This window comes from Paenibacillus sp. G2S3 (assembly GCF_030123105.1).
GTDB lineage: Bacteria > Bacillota > Bacilli > Paenibacillales > Paenibacillaceae > Paenibacillus_AQ.
The window spans coordinates 6,609,350-6,626,134 of the sequence record NZ_CP126095.1 but is presented as its reverse complement, the minus strand read 5'-3'; the positions used below and the strand labels follow the sequence as shown (position 1 = coordinate 6,626,134).

At 43.6% G+C, this 16,785-nt stretch carries 13 protein-coding genes; 11 read left to right on the top strand and 2 right to left on the bottom strand.

From position 1 onward, the window contains the following. Positions 1-129 precede the first annotated feature (129 nt). From QNH28_RS29270 to QNH28_RS29225, 10 genes are all read left to right on the top strand, one after another. Positions 130-2,892 (top strand): glycoside hydrolase family 3 N-terminal domain-containing protein, encoded by a 2,763-nt coding sequence (locus QNH28_RS29270; RefSeq protein WP_283909620.1) that lies wholly within the window; start codon positions 130-132, stop codon positions 2,890-2,892. A gap of 15 nt (positions 2,893-2,907) precedes the next feature. Beyond that, complete coding sequence (locus QNH28_RS29265; RefSeq protein ID WP_283909619.1) at positions 2,908-5,256, top strand: beta-glucosidase family protein; 2,349 nt, start codon at positions 2,908-2,910, stop codon at positions 5,254-5,256. A 74-nt stretch (positions 5,257-5,330) separates the two neighbouring features. Continuing rightward, positions 5,331-5,954 carry a hypothetical protein gene (locus tag QNH28_RS29260; RefSeq protein WP_283909618.1) on the top strand — a complete coding sequence of 208 codons (624 nt, stop codon included), beginning with the start codon at positions 5,331-5,333 and terminating at the stop codon, positions 5,952-5,954. A 175-nt stretch (positions 5,955-6,129) separates the two neighbouring features. After that, positions 6,130-7,188: a zinc-dependent alcohol dehydrogenase gene (locus QNH28_RS29255; protein WP_283909617.1), complete on the top strand. Its 1,059-nt coding sequence runs from the start codon at positions 6,130-6,132 to the stop codon at positions 7,186-7,188. A 36-nt stretch (positions 7,189-7,224) separates the two neighbouring features. After that, entirely contained in the window at positions 7,225-9,165 is a 1,941-nt protein-coding gene (locus tag QNH28_RS29250; RefSeq protein WP_283909616.1) for an alpha-amylase family protein, read from the top strand. 15 nt (positions 9,166-9,180) lie between these two features. Then, positions 9,181-10,317, top strand: coding sequence for a sugar ABC transporter substrate-binding protein (locus tag QNH28_RS29245; protein ID WP_283909615.1), 1,137 nt, complete (start codon positions 9,181-9,183; stop codon positions 10,315-10,317). A gap of 21 nt (positions 10,318-10,338) precedes the next feature. Further along, on the top strand, positions 10,339-10,998 hold the full coding sequence (locus QNH28_RS29240) for a dihydrofolate reductase family protein (RefSeq protein WP_283909614.1): 660 nt from the start codon (positions 10,339-10,341) through the stop codon (positions 10,996-10,998). Positions 10,999-11,073: 75 nt separating this feature from the next. Next, positions 11,074-12,438, top strand: a complete 1,365-nt coding sequence (locus tag QNH28_RS29235) for an MATE family efflux transporter (protein WP_283909613.1) — start codon at positions 11,074-11,076, stop codon at positions 12,436-12,438. A gap of 121 nt (positions 12,439-12,559) precedes the next feature. Further along, on the top strand, positions 12,560-13,168 hold the full coding sequence (locus QNH28_RS29230; RefSeq protein ID WP_283909612.1) for a DUF2238 domain-containing protein: 609 nt from the start codon (positions 12,560-12,562) through the stop codon (positions 13,166-13,168). A gap of 60 nt (positions 13,169-13,228) precedes the next feature. Further along, on the top strand, positions 13,229-14,431 hold the full coding sequence (locus QNH28_RS29225) for a macrolide family glycosyltransferase (protein WP_283909611.1): 1,203 nt from the start codon (positions 13,229-13,231) through the stop codon (positions 14,429-14,431). Positions 14,432-14,480: 49 nt separating this feature from the next. Here QNH28_RS29225 and QNH28_RS29220 read toward each other — a convergent pair whose 3' ends face one another. Continuing rightward, entirely contained in the window at positions 14,481-15,239 is a 759-nt protein-coding gene (locus QNH28_RS29220) for an SDR family NAD(P)-dependent oxidoreductase (protein ID WP_283909610.1), read from the bottom strand. Between the two features lie 138 nt (positions 15,240-15,377). Between QNH28_RS29220 and QNH28_RS29215 the strand changes: the two genes are divergently transcribed. Continuing rightward, the gene (locus QNH28_RS29215) at positions 15,378-15,764 is read left to right on the top strand and encodes a MerR family transcriptional regulator (RefSeq protein ID WP_283909609.1); all 387 of its coding nucleotides are present in this window, start codon (positions 15,378-15,380) and stop codon (positions 15,762-15,764) included. A 110-nt stretch (positions 15,765-15,874) separates the two neighbouring features. On the opposite strand, the gene QNH28_RS29210 is transcribed toward QNH28_RS29215, so the two are convergent. After that, the gene (locus tag QNH28_RS29210) at positions 15,875-16,780 is read right to left on the bottom strand and encodes a DUF5643 domain-containing protein (protein WP_283909608.1); all 906 of its coding nucleotides are present in this window, start codon (positions 16,778-16,780) and stop codon (positions 15,875-15,877) included. Between the last annotated feature and the right edge of the window lie 5 nt (positions 16,781-16,785).

Here is a 16,785-nt window from a genome sequence, read left to right as displayed (position 1 = left end):
TTTCGATTTCTTTGAAAATCGGATGATCGCAATATTTAGCTTTTTTTTCGACAAGATCCTCATAGTTAAAATGTAAGCGCTATATTATGATTGTGAAAAAGAAAGACGATACCGGAGGGGGTCGCCGTGATGGACAATTTTAAAGCTAAACAAACCAAAAAAAGTGAAATCGTACAAAAGGTGAAGGAAGATAAAGCTAAACTACGTGAGCGAAAGCAAGAAATTAAAGCGCTACCGGAAGCGGAACGAACAGCAGCGATTGAACAGGACAAACAATTACGAAAAGAGCAAAAGCAACAAACAAAAATGGAGATGAAAGCTCTAAGTCGCAAAGATCGTAGGGCGATGAAAAAAGAAGAGAAACGCTACAAGAAAATTAAAAATAGACCAAGGCGCTTCGCCGGCTGGTCGATCGTAGCGCTTGTTGTCATATTATTGTTCGTACAGTTTGGTGCAACCGCTTCTAGCATCATCGATGCGCTCACAGGAAAGCACATTACAGCCGTAACGGATACCCCTGAGGCGCTTGCAGCACGTGATCAAGGTGGGAAAATAGCTGAAGAAATTGCGAATGAAGGCATTGTTCTATTGAAGAATGATGATAAACAGCTGCCTTTGAAAGATAAAAAGGTTAACGTCTTCGGATTAGCTGCATTAGAGCTACGTTATGGAGGCGGAGGATCGGGTGCGGGGGATACTTCCCGTGCAGTTAATTTATTTAAAGGCTTAGAAAATGCCGGTATTTCGTACAATACGGAGCTTCATGACTTGTATCAAGAGGTTGGTGCAAAAGCAGGAGTGGGTAGCAAGGCGAGTACCGGAGTCATTCAAGTTGTAAAAGGTATGTTAGGCGGAAACTCTAGCGATGAACCTAAAATCGATTATTTATCGGACGAAGCGATCGCACAAGCGAAATCCTATTCGGAAAATGCAATTATTGTTATTGCTAGTGAGAGCACAGAAGCTAGTGATGCGACCGCTGAGCAGTTGAAATTGACAGCTAATAAGCGCGCTTTGATTGAAAAGGTTGCACAGTCCTTTGAAAATGTCACAATCGTTGTAAATGCGGGGAATGCCTTAGAGCTTGGTTTCGTAAATGAATTTAAATCCATTAAATCTGTATTGTGGATAGGAACACCTGGTCCTTATGGTGCCAACGCATTAGGAAATATTCTTGCAGGAAATATTAACCCATCGGGGCGCATCACGGATACGTACGTGTATGACAATTCATCGGCTCCAGCAAGTGAGAACTTTGGAGACTACAAATACGATAATTTGAAGTATTCATTCCTCAATTATCAAGAAGGTATCTATGTGGGCTACCGTTTCTATGAAACCTTCTTTTTAAATGATGAAGCAGGCTATCGAGATACCGTGTTATATCCTTACGGACATGGATTAAGCTACACGGATTTTGAGTGGAAGGTCCTGAATCAGTCATTGTCGGAAGATAAGATTGAACTACAAGTCGAAGTGAAAAATGTTGGCGACAAAGCCGGAAAAGATGTTGTTCAAGTTTATTATTCAGCTCCATATCTTGCAGGCGGCATTGAAAAATCGGCCATCGAACTGGCCACTTATGCAAAGACGTCTCTGCTGGAAGCGGGTCAATCCGAGGTGCTTACCCTTTCGTTCGCAACGGAAGAGATGGCTTCTTATGATATGAACGTAGAAGAAGCATATGTATTAGACCCAGGCAGATATACGATTAAAGTGGCTCACAATGTACATGATATCGTGGCAAGCTATGACCTTGAGCTGGCTGAGAAAAAGATTTTCAAAGAGGATAAGGATACTGGAACACCTTACGAGAATCGTTTTGAGCTAGCAAATGGCGATTTAACGTATTTGTCACGGAATGATTGGGAAAAGACATATCCTTCGGATGAAAATATTAGTCATAAAGCGCCGCAAAATGTGGTCGACGCATTCTCAAAAGAGCCAGAAGCATCAAATTTGGAAATGCCAACTGTTGGCGCTGATAATGGCTTAGTACTGGAGGATCTGAAAGGTTTAGCCTTTGATGATCCGAAATGGAATGACTTCATGGATCAGTTTACATTGGACGAAATGATTGATTATGTAGCAAACGGAGCCTATCGAACGATGGCAGTAGAGCGTTTGGGTGTTCCTAAAACGTTGTTGATGGACGGACCTGCTGGATTTAGTTACTTCTTTAAGCCAATCGAAGCCGCGTCATATCCGTCTGAAATCGTCATTGCTGCAACATGGAACAATGACCTAGCATATCAAATGGGAGAAGCGGTCGGTAAAGAAGCGCGTGCGTATGGTATTCAAGGCTGGTATGCACCAGGGATGAATATCCACCGTACAGCACAAGGCGGCCGTAACTTCGAATACTTCTCTGAAGATCCTGTGCTTTCGGGAAAAATAGCGGCATCTATGATAAACGGCGCAGAAGACCAAGGCATTATTGCCTTTATGAAGCACTTTGCGCTAAATGACCAAGAAACAAATGCTCGTTCAGGTAATCTGATATGGGCTAACGAACAAGCGATGCGTGAAATTTACTTGAAGCCGTTTGAGATTACGGTCAAAGACAGCAGCCCTCTAGGCGCAATGTCCAGCTTTTCGATCATCGGAACAAAGTGGGCTGGAGCGAATTCCGTCTTGTTAAATGATGTTCTGCGTAAAGAATGGGGCTTTGATGGATTTGTTTCGAGCGATGCAGTCTTTGGATTTATGAAAGCGCCGGATGCGGTTGTAGCTGGCAATGACCTCATGCTCGATATTATGACACCAATTAAAAACGAGAAATTATTAAAACAAGCATACAAGAAGGATCCTGCAGGAATCACAAATGGGGTTCGCACAAGTGTTCATCATGTGTTGTACACGATCCTGCAAACCTACTTATTCGAAAAATAGGCGTAAGCATGCGGGGTGAAGAGATTGAAGTATAAAGCATTAATCGAAAGTATGACCGTAGAAGAAAAGGCATCTTTAATGTCTGGCGCAAACTTTTGGAATACAAAAGCAATCGACCGAGTGAAGATTCCAAGCATTATGCTGACCGATGGACCGCATGGTTTGAGGAAGCAAGGCGGAAAGGCAGACCACTTAGGCTTAAATAAAAGCCTGCCTGCCACTTGTTTTCCGACGGCGGCAACCTTGGCTAATAGCTGGGACAGACAATTGATCTATGAAGTTGGTCAAACGATTGGAAAAGAAGCAGCTAGCGAAAAAGTGAGCGTGTTGCTTGGTCCTGGATTGAACATCAAGCGGAATCCGTTATGCGGACGAAATTTTGAGTATTTTTCCGAGGACCCCTATTTAACGGGAGAATTAGCGAGCGAGATGGTCAAAGGCATTCAGGTGAACGGCATCTCTGCATGTCCTAAACACTTTGCGGTCAATAGCCAAGAGCATATGCGAATGACGATTGATGAAGTCGTGGATGAACGCTCGTTAAGAGAATTGTATTTAGAAGGATTCAGACGTGTAGTTGAGAAGGGTCAACCCAAAACCATCATGACCTCTTACAACAAAGTGAACGGCACGTTCGCCAATGAAAATAACGATTTGTTACAGGATATTCTATACGGTGAATGGGATTTTAATGGCGTAGTCGTTACGGACTGGGGCGGTAATAATGACCGTGTTGCAGGGTTGAAAGCAGGAAATCAATTGGAAATGCCTTCAACCAATGGAATTACGGATCAGGAAATCGTGCAAGCGATTAGAAATAATGAGCTGGCGGAAGAAGTGTTGGATGACGCTGTCGATCGTCTGTTGGAGTTAGTCTTTACTACCCAACTGCATGATCAAGACACACTGCGCATTGATTATGAGGAGCATCACAATAAAGCGATAGAAGCTGCCAAACGTTCGATTGTGTTATTGAAAAATGACGACAAGATATTACCGCTTAGGCACGGGAAAAACGTTGCGATTATTGGTGATTTCGCCAGTAATCCTCGCTACCAGGGTGCTGGAAGCTCGCTTATTAATCCTGCCAAGCTATCCAACGCCTGCGATGTGCTCAGTCAATCTGGCTTATCGATTGTTGGGCACGCGAAAGGCTTCAAGCGAATGGGCGGAAAAAATGATCGGTTACTAAAGGAAGCTGTTACGTTAGCTAAGAAAGCAGATACCATTCTGCTGTTCTTGGGGCTGGACGAAGGCAGCGAAGCCGAAGGTGTTGACCGCGTAAATCTTAGCTTACGTGAGAACCAGCTCGAATTGCTTCGTTCATTAACAGAAGTCAATTCCAATATAGTGGTAATTCTCGCTGGCGGCGGTGCCATTGAAATGCCGTTCATACAAAATGTGAAAGCAATCGTTCATACCTATTTATCTGGACAAGGAAGCGCTGAAGCGTTAAAGAGTGTTTTACTTGGAGAGTACAACCCAAGTGGCAAGCTTAGTGAGACATTCCCGATCAATTATAGCGATGTTTCTTCTGCTCCTTATTATCCGGGTAAGGAGGCAACCGCGGAACATATTGAAGGCATTTTTATTGGTTACCGTTATTTTGATACCGTGAATAAACCTGTGTTATTTCCGTTTGGATATGGACTGTCCTATACAACCTTTGCATATACGGATTTAACGGCTGATCAGCATCAGGTTTCGTTTACCATTACCAATACAGGGACAGTTGCAGGGGAAGAGGTTGCGCAGCTGTACATCCAGAAACAAGATTCGTCCATCTTTAGAGCGAAACGAGAATTAAAAGGCTTTGAAAAGGTGAGCTTAGAGCCGGGTGAAAGTAAGCGTGTCACAATCTTGCTGGAGGAACGTGATTTTTCGTATTATAATCCGACGATTCACGATTGGGCGGTTGAGCCTGGCGCTTACGACATTCAAATCGGCAGTTCGATCCAGTCTATTCTTTTGCAGGAACGTATTACGCTTGTCGGAGATTCCGTTTCTTGTGAACATACCAAGGATCAATTCCCGCATTATTTTAGCGGACATGTTCATGAAGTAACGGCAGCGGAATATAAGGGGCTGTTGGGTTATGAACCTCCTTCTCCTTATTGGGATCCGAAGCAGGATCTGGGGTTAAACGACACGATTGCGCAAGCCAAATATAAGAACGCACTGGGAAAGACAATCTATCATATTGTCCTTTTCTTTAACAAGTTTTTCGAAGCAGTCAATAAACCTCTGCTAGCGAATAATGTCTACTTTGTTCTGAATATGCCATTTCGTCAAATTGACCGTTTTACTGGGGGGAAAATTAGTCGAAAGCAAATCCTGAAGGTGTTGAAATGGATAAACCGATAGACAAATAGGAAGTGTAGATAAGGAGATACCACGGTATCTCCTTTTTCTAGGCTTCAAAGGAGAAATAGAAGAGTATGAGCGAAGTAAATATCGAGAAAAATACAGGAATGATGGGTGTTTGGAATAAATTTAAAGGATTGCATCCAAATATTGCACAGTTCATAGTATTTTTTATACTGAGTGCTGGAATGACGGTATTACAATTTGTTTTAATGCCTTTATTTAAACTTATATTTGCACAGACATCATTACTATCTACAAGCCTTCAAGTTTTTCAGTTGGGACATAACTTTGATGGAAGTGCTTATTATGTATTCGATTATGCCGCTGGTTCACTTGCATCAGGAGGTGGAGGAGGACTTGGCTATTTTCTTGCCGTTCAAATCACGCTCGGCATTGCACAGATCATTAACTTCTTCGCACAGAGAACCATTACATTTAAATCAAACAGTAACGTATGGAAGGCTGCTTTCTGGTATGTATTAGCGTATATTCTTATAACCATTGGTGCTGCCGCGGCACAAGGATTTTACAAGGCTCCTATCTATAATTTATTAATTAACACATGGGGAATGGGTTCAATGGGGGAGACAATAGCGGATATTATTACAATGATAATCAATAGTACAATTTCGTTCTTGATATTCTACCCTATCTTTAAAATCATTTTCAAACAAGAGCCTGAAAAACAGGCTTAGTAAAGAAACACCTTCTCTGATTCACGGGGAAGGTGTTTATACTACCCACATTTTAAAGCGCTTACTTATGTGATTATTATATTAAAATGTAAACAATAACAATTTACGACATTATTCACCTTACTTTTACATGGGAGGTATGATATATTCTGGTTGAAAATGGATATTAGTAAAAATGAAAGGAAGAATGCGTATGGAAGCGCTGGTGTGGACATCTAATCATAAGCTGGAGCTCTGTGAATGGGAAGAACCACAGATTGCAGCTCCGGATGAAGTTAAGATCCGAATTGAGATGACAGGCATTTGCGGAACAGATCTAGCAGTCATAACCGGTAAAGAGGAAGGAGTTTCAGGGGTCATTCGCGGCCATGAGGCCGTAGGGACAGTAATCGAAATTGGCAGTCATGTTGACCGTGTCAAGGTGGGGGACCGCGTAGTTATCGATCCGAATCTAAGCTGTGATGAATGCTATTTTTGCTTGAAGGGACAGCCGCACTTATGTACGGGCACCGATGGAAATGGGATGCCTATTGCTGGTTTGAATCGAAATGGGACGTTCACTTTTTTTTACTCTACTGCACAAACGTTTGCACACCTTCTGCCAGATCATATGAGCTGGGAGACGGGGGTATTAATTGAGCCTCTTGCCTGTGTGCTGCACAATTTCAAAGAGGCAAATGTCACAGCAGATGATAAGGTCCTCATTCTTGGATCGGGTCCAATGGGACTGTTAAGTCAAATGGTGAGTAAATCAAAAGCTGCGCTCACGGTAGCGACGGAAATTAATCCCTATCGGCTGGCTTTTGCTAGAGAAATCTCAGATTTTGCGCTAACTCCATCCCAATTAAATCAAGCTACCGTAGACGAAATTTGCGCGGGACGTAAGTTTGATGTGATTATCGACACGGTGGGCACTCAGCTCGAAATGGCGGAGAAGTGGATCGAGCGTGGAGGCCGCATCGTTCCTTTTGGTATTAATGCGAAGTATCGGTACACCTTTTCTCCTACCAAATTCGTACAGCAGGCGATCAAAATTATCGCAGCAGGTGAATACCGCTACATGTTCGAGGAAGCTTTGCGGTTTGCCGCTGAAACACCTGGACTTGAAAAACTGGTAACCAGAAAAGTTAGGCTCAGCCAGCATGAAGCTGCGATAGACGAGTTGATCGGCTATGAATTGAACTCTTTGAAGGTGGTTGGGAGTGAAACCGTTAAGACGGTTTTTGTTCCCTAAATGTAATACTACAATCAACGAGAGGTGGATCTGCTAATGAGCAAAGATAGCAAATTAAGACTTGTTCAGGACTATTTGTCTACATACAAAGATAAAGACGTAGAGCCAATTTGGATACCGACAGTGTGGAACGAGTGCCAGTATGAACGTGTTCTCTTCGAAAAAGACGGTGAAATTTGTGTGCATCCGTATGATTTTATGACAGAACATTTGAAGTATGTAGACAAGCTTTCGTGGAGGTATATGCTCAAGCAACACACGAATTTAGACGACAGCGCGATCTATTCCTCGTTAATTCGTTATTCGACGGCTTGGGATTACAACCATGATGGGACTATCGAATCTGGTACTTTTTTAAGGTTTCTTATTATTCTGCCACTGCTTAAAAAAATGGGCATCAATATTCTATACATGCTTCCAGTCAACCAGTACAGCAAGTTGAATCTGAAGGGGGATATCGGGTCACCTTACGCTGTGCAATCGTTATTCCACTTGGACCAGAACCTGCATGACAGCTTGTTGGATGGTATGGAAGAATTCACGATTCATGATGAGCTTAGCGCTTTGGTAGAAGCTTGCCATTTACTTGATATAAAAACGGTTGTTGATTTCATTCCCCGTGTAACGGCGAAAAACAGTGCGTTCATTAACGAACATCCTGATTGGGTGTATTGGATCAAAATGCAGGAATTAGAAGGCTTTGCACCGCCCCCGATTCCCGAGCTTGGATTTTTTGAGGAGTGTACGCCTGACAAATTGGAGACGGTCTACCGCAGCCAGGAAACCGCAGACTTTCTGCGGAAGTTTTCGCCGCCGCCTAATGAACTTCATCCAATCCTTTGGCAGCAGTTAAAGGAGAAGGCTGCTAAAACTGGAAATGAGCTATTAACTTTGGTGGAGCAAGAGATGGGGATAACGACGGCTCCTGCGCATTCGGATTGGATTAACGATGTACAGCCAATTTGGACAGACATTACGTTCTTACGACTGTACAAGGACTTCTCTCCGCACGTGAGACATCTTATAAGTCCGGATCAGGCTCCATATGTCCTTTTTGATACGATAAAATGCAATGACTACCCGGGAGAGGAGCCGAATCTGGAGCTGTGGGATGTGCTGGAGGAAGCAGTACGGTTTAATCTCCAAAAGTATGGGATTGACGGCTTTCGCATCGACATCGGACATGTGCTTCCTATTCCGTTATTGACTCGTATTTTTGACACGATTAAAGAGATGAATCCGAATGCGATCTTGATTAGCGAGGATTTATTTAACCGTAACCACAAGAAGGCAGCGAGCACTGGCTATAACATTATGCTTGGCAGCGGATGGAACGTCATGACTCAGATTACTAAGGAGAATCTGGTTTCATTCTTAGAGGAGCTGCCTGAGTTAAATATTCATGTGTTTGCCTGTGCAGAAACGGCAGATACTCCCCGGATCACGAGCCGTGGTGGTGTCGAGGTTGCTCGGATGATTGCGGTATTCAATCAATTTCTTCCGAACGCAATTCCTTACGTGACGACGGGCTATGAAATGAATGAGGAGCAGCCTCTCAACTGTGGTCTTGGCGACAACACGAACGGTGAAGAGATTTCTCGCGCTTTTTTTAACGTCATGCAAATTAATTGGACTAATCCTGCACCGATGCTACCGCTACTGACGGAGCTAAGTGAATTCAAGAAAGATTGGTGCCAGCTAGTGAAGCCAGAGAACTTTTTCGTGGCTCAATCCCCTGAAGGTACCGTTTTGTATGGGTATATGCATGGGGAACAGATGCTGCTCTGCTGCTTTAACTTGAGTGCGGATGCTTCCTGCCAAGTCGATTTGAAGGCTGCGATACCTGGGCGGTGCCCAATGACCGTGACGCTGGATAGTTCCTTAACGGGCAGCATTGTAGGGCAGACGTTAGACAGCTTACTACTTGGGCCAAATCAGGCTTTGGTGCTCGTAAACAATCATAGACAAGTTAGTTAAGGGAGAGAGGCAACGATGGAAAAGAAGAACAAAGAAATCGTGTTATGGCATGAATTTGACGGTCCGGGAGATACCTCGATCGAGGTGCTGGAGGGAATTTGTAAGCTGTATACAGAAAGCTTCGGCGTACAAATTACGCCACAAGTGATGAATATTACGGAGCTGACTGCGCGCCTGAACCGAATTAAGGACACCCAGCAAGGTCCGCATCTGGCGATGGTTCCTGCGGATATGTCCTCCTATGTTGAGAATGGCCTTTACTCTGAAGTACCGGGCTGGCTATTTGATGATGCACTGACCGAAGGGGCCCTTTCAACGATGCAACTGGATGGTGTTCAATATGGTATTCCGGTATTGCGGGGCAATCATCTGGTTGTGTATTACAATCCGGAGATTTACGCCAGTGCGCCGACGACATGGGACGCGTTCGAAGAGGCGGCAGAGAGGTTGTCCGCTCAAGGTATCGTACCGATTGGAGCAGATTTACAGCAGGGTTATTGGTTTATTCCGTTCCTTACGGCTTTCGGTGGTTGGCCTGTTCAGCATGGAAATCCGAATATCGCTACCCCTGAAATGAAGCAAGCACTTGAGTTCATCCATGACAAGATGGATCAAGGCGTGCTAGTCAGTCTCGACGGTTCTACAGGACTGCTAGAGCAGTTCATTGACGGTAAGATCGGCGCCATTATTTGTGGAGAGTGGATTTATAACCATCTGGACAAGCAGATGAACAACAGGCTTGCGGTCTGCCAGCTTCCGGTCATAGAGGACCAGCAATCGTTATCCATGTCTTCTTCTATCGGCCTGATTTACCCGAATCATTCGTTAACATCGGAGGAGCGGGAAGATATTTTATCGTTCACGCATTTTATGCTGAGTGATGAGTGCCAAACCATGTGGACGCTGGGTGTGCAGCGAATTCCGGCTCAGGAAGAGGTGCTGAACCGTCTAGCTGCCTCTGCTACGCCTAACAAAAAGAAGATTTTATCGCTGTTGGATCACGCACGGCCAATGCCGACGTACCCCTTCATGATTCATGTATGGGAGGCGCTAAATGCGGGTCTGACCGAGTTGCCCTTGAGCAATCCTGAACAAGCATTGAACAAAATAGAACAGACCCTTCAAGCATCCTGGGGCGCATATAAAAGCTAATAAGAGACGGGGAGAAAACAAATGAAAACAACGATATTCAGCCAAATTTCGATTGATGGAAAGCTCACTATGGGAGCCGGTAACTCGAGTAAGGAGCTTTTTTCTTTGTTTTCCAGTGAGGATATGGAATTCATCCATCTATTCCGGGGGAATGTGCAGGGCATTATGGTTGGCAAAAATACAATCCTAACGGACAATCCCTTTCTTACTAATCGGTATGAGGAGAATAAAAATCCAATCCGTATCATTCCGACCACTACCTTGGATATTCCGCTAGATTGCAATGTGCTTTCGGATCAGGGGAAGACGATTATTGTCACGACCGAGAAAGGACGGGATGAGGAAAAAATCAAGCAGATCCGGGAAAGAGGGAAGGATTGCCTCATCTGCGGCGAGGATAAAGTCGATTTTGTGGAGCTTGAGCGTCAGTTGGAGCAGAACTATGGGATTACCAGTCTGATGGTCGAAGGCGGCGGATTTTTAAACTGGCATATTTTCAATCAGGACATCGTCGATGAGATTATTCTAATGCAGCTTCCGATCATCATAGGCGGTTCTACGAACATTACTTTAGTGGATGGAGATGGGTATCAGCAATTGAGCTTTACTAAAAAGTTCAAGGTCGTTGAAATTCAGCCAAAAGATAACTACACACTCATGCGCTATAAAAAAGTGATATAACTTCACACGAAGTCATAGACTGCGAATGGCTATGGATTTTGGGAAAATCGAGAATATGGGGGCTGTGAACGATTCATGTCAGAGAAGGAAGATTTCTATAAAAGTGTGTATAAAATCGCTGTGCCCGTTACGCTTCAGAGCTTGCTGATGGCATTGCTCAATCTGACGGATCAATTGATGGTCGGGCAGCTTGGAGATGTGGCGATTGCCTCGGTGGGGATGTCCACCAAAATATACGGGATCATCGCGGTTGTCTTGGCCGGCTTATCGACGGGGGTATCCATTTATGCTGCCCAGTTTTGGGGGAAGAAAGATTCTAAAAGCGTCTCCCAGGTGCTGGGTCTCGGACTGATTATCGGTTTCGCGTTCTCGTTCCTGTTCTCTGCGGCTGTCTTCATCGATTCCCCGTTCTTTCTGAGTATGTTCACTACAGACGTGAATGTAATAAATGACGGGTTCATTTTCCTTCAAGTCATGTCGCTCGGCTTTGTGCCTGTCATGCTCACCATGATGTATTCCGCGATTTTGCGCAGTACGGGGCATGCCAAATGGCCGATGTATGTGAGCTTAATTACAGTTGTTTTGAATCTTATACTGAATTACGTGCTTATTTTCGGCCATTTCGGCTCTCCTGCGCTTGGCTTGAAGGGCTCGGCCATTGCCACTCTTATTTCCAGGATTTTTGAATGTTTGTTAATCATCGGTGCCGTGTACCGGTATCTGTTACCGGGAGCTGTCGGGATAAAGAATTTGTTCATCATTCCTAAACCGCTCATCCGCAATTTTTTTGGAACAACCTATCCACTACTGCTGACTGAATTGATCTGGGTGTTGGGCGAAACAGCATATGCAATCATCTATAGCCGCATGGGGACGACGGAAATGACAGCAATGACCATTACCTTTCCACTGCAAGGACTTTGTATCGGCTTATTATCTGGACTGGCTAGTGCAGCCGGAGTACTGGTTGGCAACCGTTTGGGCGCGAATGAAACGGATATCGCACTCGATCATGCGAAAAGGTTCATTCGTCTTGGCGTCATTATCTCTTTGATTGTCGGGGTTATCGTTGCGGCAGGCTCAAAGCTGTATGTCTCGGCGTTCAATATCTCCGAGGATGCCAAACAAATGGGTGTATTTATCGTCATCGTGTTCGCTGGATTTCTTTGGGTTAAAGTATCCAATATGATTATAGCTGGCGGCATTCTAAATAGTGGGGGAGATAGCAAGTTCGTGTTCAGTATGGAGTCCACCGCAACGTGGCTGATCGGTGTTCCATCCGGGCTTCTACTGTCATACGTCTGGAAGCAGCCTATCTATCTTGTGTATCTCGTTATCTCGCTGGAGGAGGTTGTCCGTTTTGGCTTCGGCTACGCTCGGATTTACTCTCGCAAGTGGATGAGAAATTTAGTTAACGATTTGGCTGAAAAGGCGATGTAAGGTTCTCAGTCGCTCAAGACTCCCGTATATTCCTGCTTAAGGGAATACGCGGGAGTCTTTTTGTAACTAATGATATGATTGTCGTATGGTGGGGCTTTGAACGGGTGATAATTAATTAAACATGTCTAGTCAGAAAGGAACTGCTATGCAAGAGACTTCTAGAAACCTTAGGTTCAATTATTTTTTTGAAATGATTCTCTACCTCATTTGCGGAGTATCGATTGTTTATTTTGCCCTGATTGGGAATTATGATAAAACATTTCAAGCGGGTCTTATCATTGTCGTCCTGATACTCTTTAGGGGCTTAATCACATGGACCAAAAGTGAACTGCCTCCTGCACTACGATTCTCGGTGCTGGTCTTTATTGCGATTACGATGATGCTCGCCAATTTGTTCAATATGTATGGAGTTATCCCTTATTTAGACAAGATTGAGCATCTGCTTTCTGGAGTTATCCTATTTTTCGTAGGACAATTCATCTTAATCAAGATGGTTAAGCGTAAAGGACTGGGCGACTTACCTTCCAATATCATCATTTGGTTCGCACTCTTTTTTGCTGTTGCAATGGCTGGAATGTGGGAGATTTATGAGTTTACGGTGGATCATCTATTCGGATTAAATTCACAAAACGGTAGTTTGAGCGACACGATGATGGATATGATCTGCGGAACATCGGGCGCTTTCGTCGCCTCCTTCTATTTGTATAATAAAGCACGCAGAAACACGTAGATTTGAGAAAGATAGGGGATGTACAATTTAGAAAATAGTAAAGCTGAGGAGGGGAGAACATTGGCGCGTGTCTTATTTATTAATGCAGGATCAGAGGGTCATATCAACCCAACGATTGGCGTTGTGCAGGAGCTTATTTCTCGTGGAGAAGAGGTAGTGTACTTCTCGATAGAAGCTTTTCGGGAGCGTATTGAGGAGACTGGCGCTATAGTACGGACATTGGACGATCAGCAATTTATAAAGGCCTTTATTTCAGGTGGAAGGGATTATTTGCTCGAAAGAGTCAATGGGCTTTTACTTACCGCGGATATAGTTATACCAAGTGTACTTGAGCAGATTAAAGGGGAGCATTTTGATTACATCATCCATGATTCGATGTTTGGTTGTGGACGTTTAATAGCTCAAATTCTTAAGCTTCCTGCAATCAACTCCTGTACTTCTTTTGTACAGACAAAGGAATCATTCGATCAACTCATGGAGCAATTTTACACAGAAGCTCCTGCAGAAATAGTAAAAGCTGTAGAAGATAGATTTCATAGTTTGACCGCAAAAATAAAGGAACAATATGGTGTTCAAATTCACTCTCCTTACGAAGCGTTCTGTAATCCTGCACCACTTAACATCGTTTATACGATAAGGGAGTTTCAGCCTTATGGAGAGGCCTTCGACCAAACGTATAAATTTGTGGGTCCTTCTATTTCCTCGCGATTAACTCCAGAACATGTTGAACTTTCTGCAATGAAGGGGAAAGAACTAATTTACATTTCAATGGGTACGGTCTTCAACCAAGCCATTGATTTCTATAAGCTTTGTTTTGAGGCATTTGGGAATTCGGATTATACGATTGTGATGTCGATTGGGAATAAAGCTCAAATCTATGATTTGGGAGACATTCCTCAAAACTTCATCGTGAAAAATTATGTTCCACAAATGGATGTCTTGCAATACACCAAAATATTCATTACACATGGTGGAATGAACAGTGCGCATGAAGGTCTTTACTACGGGGTTCCGCTAATTGTTATTCCACAAAGCGCGGATCAACCGATCATTGCGGAGCAAGTCGTCAATATTGGAGCGGGCATTAAATTACAAATGGAAGAATTAACTGCAACTGAACTACGTAAAGCTGTAGAACGTGTGCTTACCCATCCGTCATTCCAAAAAGCTGTTGCAGCGATTAGAGATTCCTTTCGAACATCCGGCGGGTCTCACCAAGCTGTTGATGAGATAATCGATTGGAAGCGTCAATATCTTGGTTAGTATGCATGGCCGTCTGTGGAAGGACGGCCATATTTCTTATGAGCTAAGCCTATCGCGTACTCTCCACATAATTAAATACAGCATCTTTCAATTCAAACTCGTAGGTCACGCCATTCACAAGTCCTACCACATGATTGCTGTCATACAGATTAAGCATGAATCCAGCCATTTCCTTCGCGGTATGGAATTTTCGTACAGCGCCGTGATATTCGAAATCCGTGACATCGAAAGCACGCTTCGCGAATTCTGTTTCTGTTGCGGCAGGTGCCAACACTTTAGCCTGCATAGGTGCACCTTGACTCTTCAACTCATGAGATAGTCCTTCAGTAAATGCACTTACATAAAACTTGGTCGCGCAGTACGTTATGGCATTGCCCACAATCGTATAGCCGCCACCAGATGAAACGTTAATTAATTGTGTTCCTTCAATAGTAGAATAGTCACGAACGAATAGAGAGGAAAGTATGGTTAATGCTTCTATGTTCAGATGTAGCATTGTAGTTATTTTATTTAAATCTTGCTCGGCCACAGAAGCAAAGTTCCCAAATCCGGCATTGTTGATCCAGGTTTCGATGGGGTATCCTTGTAGGCTTTCATACAACGTATGAGCATTCTCGATAACCGATAAGTCAGTCGTTTGAATGACAACCTCTACATTAGGATGAATACGAGCGATTTTAGACTGTAATTCCTCTAGCTGTTCCTTTCTGCGGGCCACAAGGATTAAGTTTTTTCCACGAGAAGCAAAAGCTAGGGCAGTTTCATAACCTATTCCTGAACTAGCGCCGGTAATTACAGTGTATTTCATGTGAGTTCCTCCTATTTTTTCTACGAGAATGTAATTGGATCTAACAGCGATTTGATTATATAGGTTAGAGTTTACTCTAAGGCAAATGTTTTTTATAATCAGGATGACTTTTAAATAAAAATAGATTCGAGGATTGGTATGTACACGATTAGCGAGGTATCTAAGTTATTGGGGATAACCACATATACACTGAGATATTATGAAAAAGAAGGGATCGTTACTCCAGTACGCAATGCGAATGGAGAACGGGTATATGAGGAAAGCCATCTTGCTTGGCTGCGATTTGTACTGAGGTTGAAACAAACCCAAATGCCCATCTCACAAATCAGGCAATATGCTCAGTTATATTTAGAAGGAGAACATACAAGCCAAGCCCGCTTGAATCTTCTGGAAGATCATAGAAGCTCAGTTCAAGATCAAATCAGACATTTAACAGAGACAGAGAAGATGCTGAACGACAAAATTGCTAATTACAAGGTCTTCATTAGTAAAGGGAATACACTGGATTTGTCTATGAATGACTAGTTGCACATTTACGCTTCATCCATGCAAAAGGAGATTACCTCAGGCCTTACGGCCAACAGGTAATCTCCTTTTTCCTCATAAATATGGATCTGTTGCAGCGATAACGATTATTATTTCAGAGGAATTTTGATCTCCAGTTGTTTGTTGTAATTTTTAACTACATTACCTTTGGCATCTACTTTATAAGCCCCGGCAGTACCTTTTTCAAATACGGCTTGATAAGGTTTGATAATCAGATATTCTGCGGCCGGGCGAGGCGCCTCGAACAATAAATCTTCAGAAACCGTATTTTGGGTTGTTGCAACAGATTCCCGTACAATATATTCTAATTCATTTCCTAGATTATCATAAATATCATATCCTAAAGCCTGAGCTTGGGTAGCAACCCCTTTAACTGCTAAAGCAACGCGCACAGAAGTCTCTCCCACAGCAACACGAGTGGTTTTGATTTCAAACTGGTTGTCTTTCTTCAAAGCTGGTAGCTGAATGTTACGCGCTACTCCTGCTTGCTTGAGAGAAAACTTTAGGACATACGGATCTTCGATTCCGTTAAGCTTCACACTGATGCTCAATTCAGAGGAAGCCAGGCTTGTCTTTTGTTGCTCTGTTAGCCATCCGGTCTGCAATACAACAACCGCCTTGTTGGCGTCACCATCACTGATCCAGCGTGGTGATTTTAAATCAATTCCTCCTGCTTGAGTGATCTTGGCGTCTATTCCCACAATGGTTCCTTCTGCAAGATAAGGCGCGCCTTTGTCATTCAAGGTTACTCCTGCGAGCATTCCTGAGAACAGGGATCCCTCACGGCTCAGATCGATCTTAATATAATTACCATCAAACTGTGCACTGCCCTTTAAAGTAAGCTGATCGTGTGAATCGGCGACTTTTGTTGTATTCAGGGAAGCCTCAGCAGCGGGTTGAACACTGGATGCTTGGGCTAAAGCTGGCATTCCCAACGCTCCAAGGCATACAGCCGCACTTAAAATTACAGACAATTTCGTAGTCGTTTTCTTCATGATAT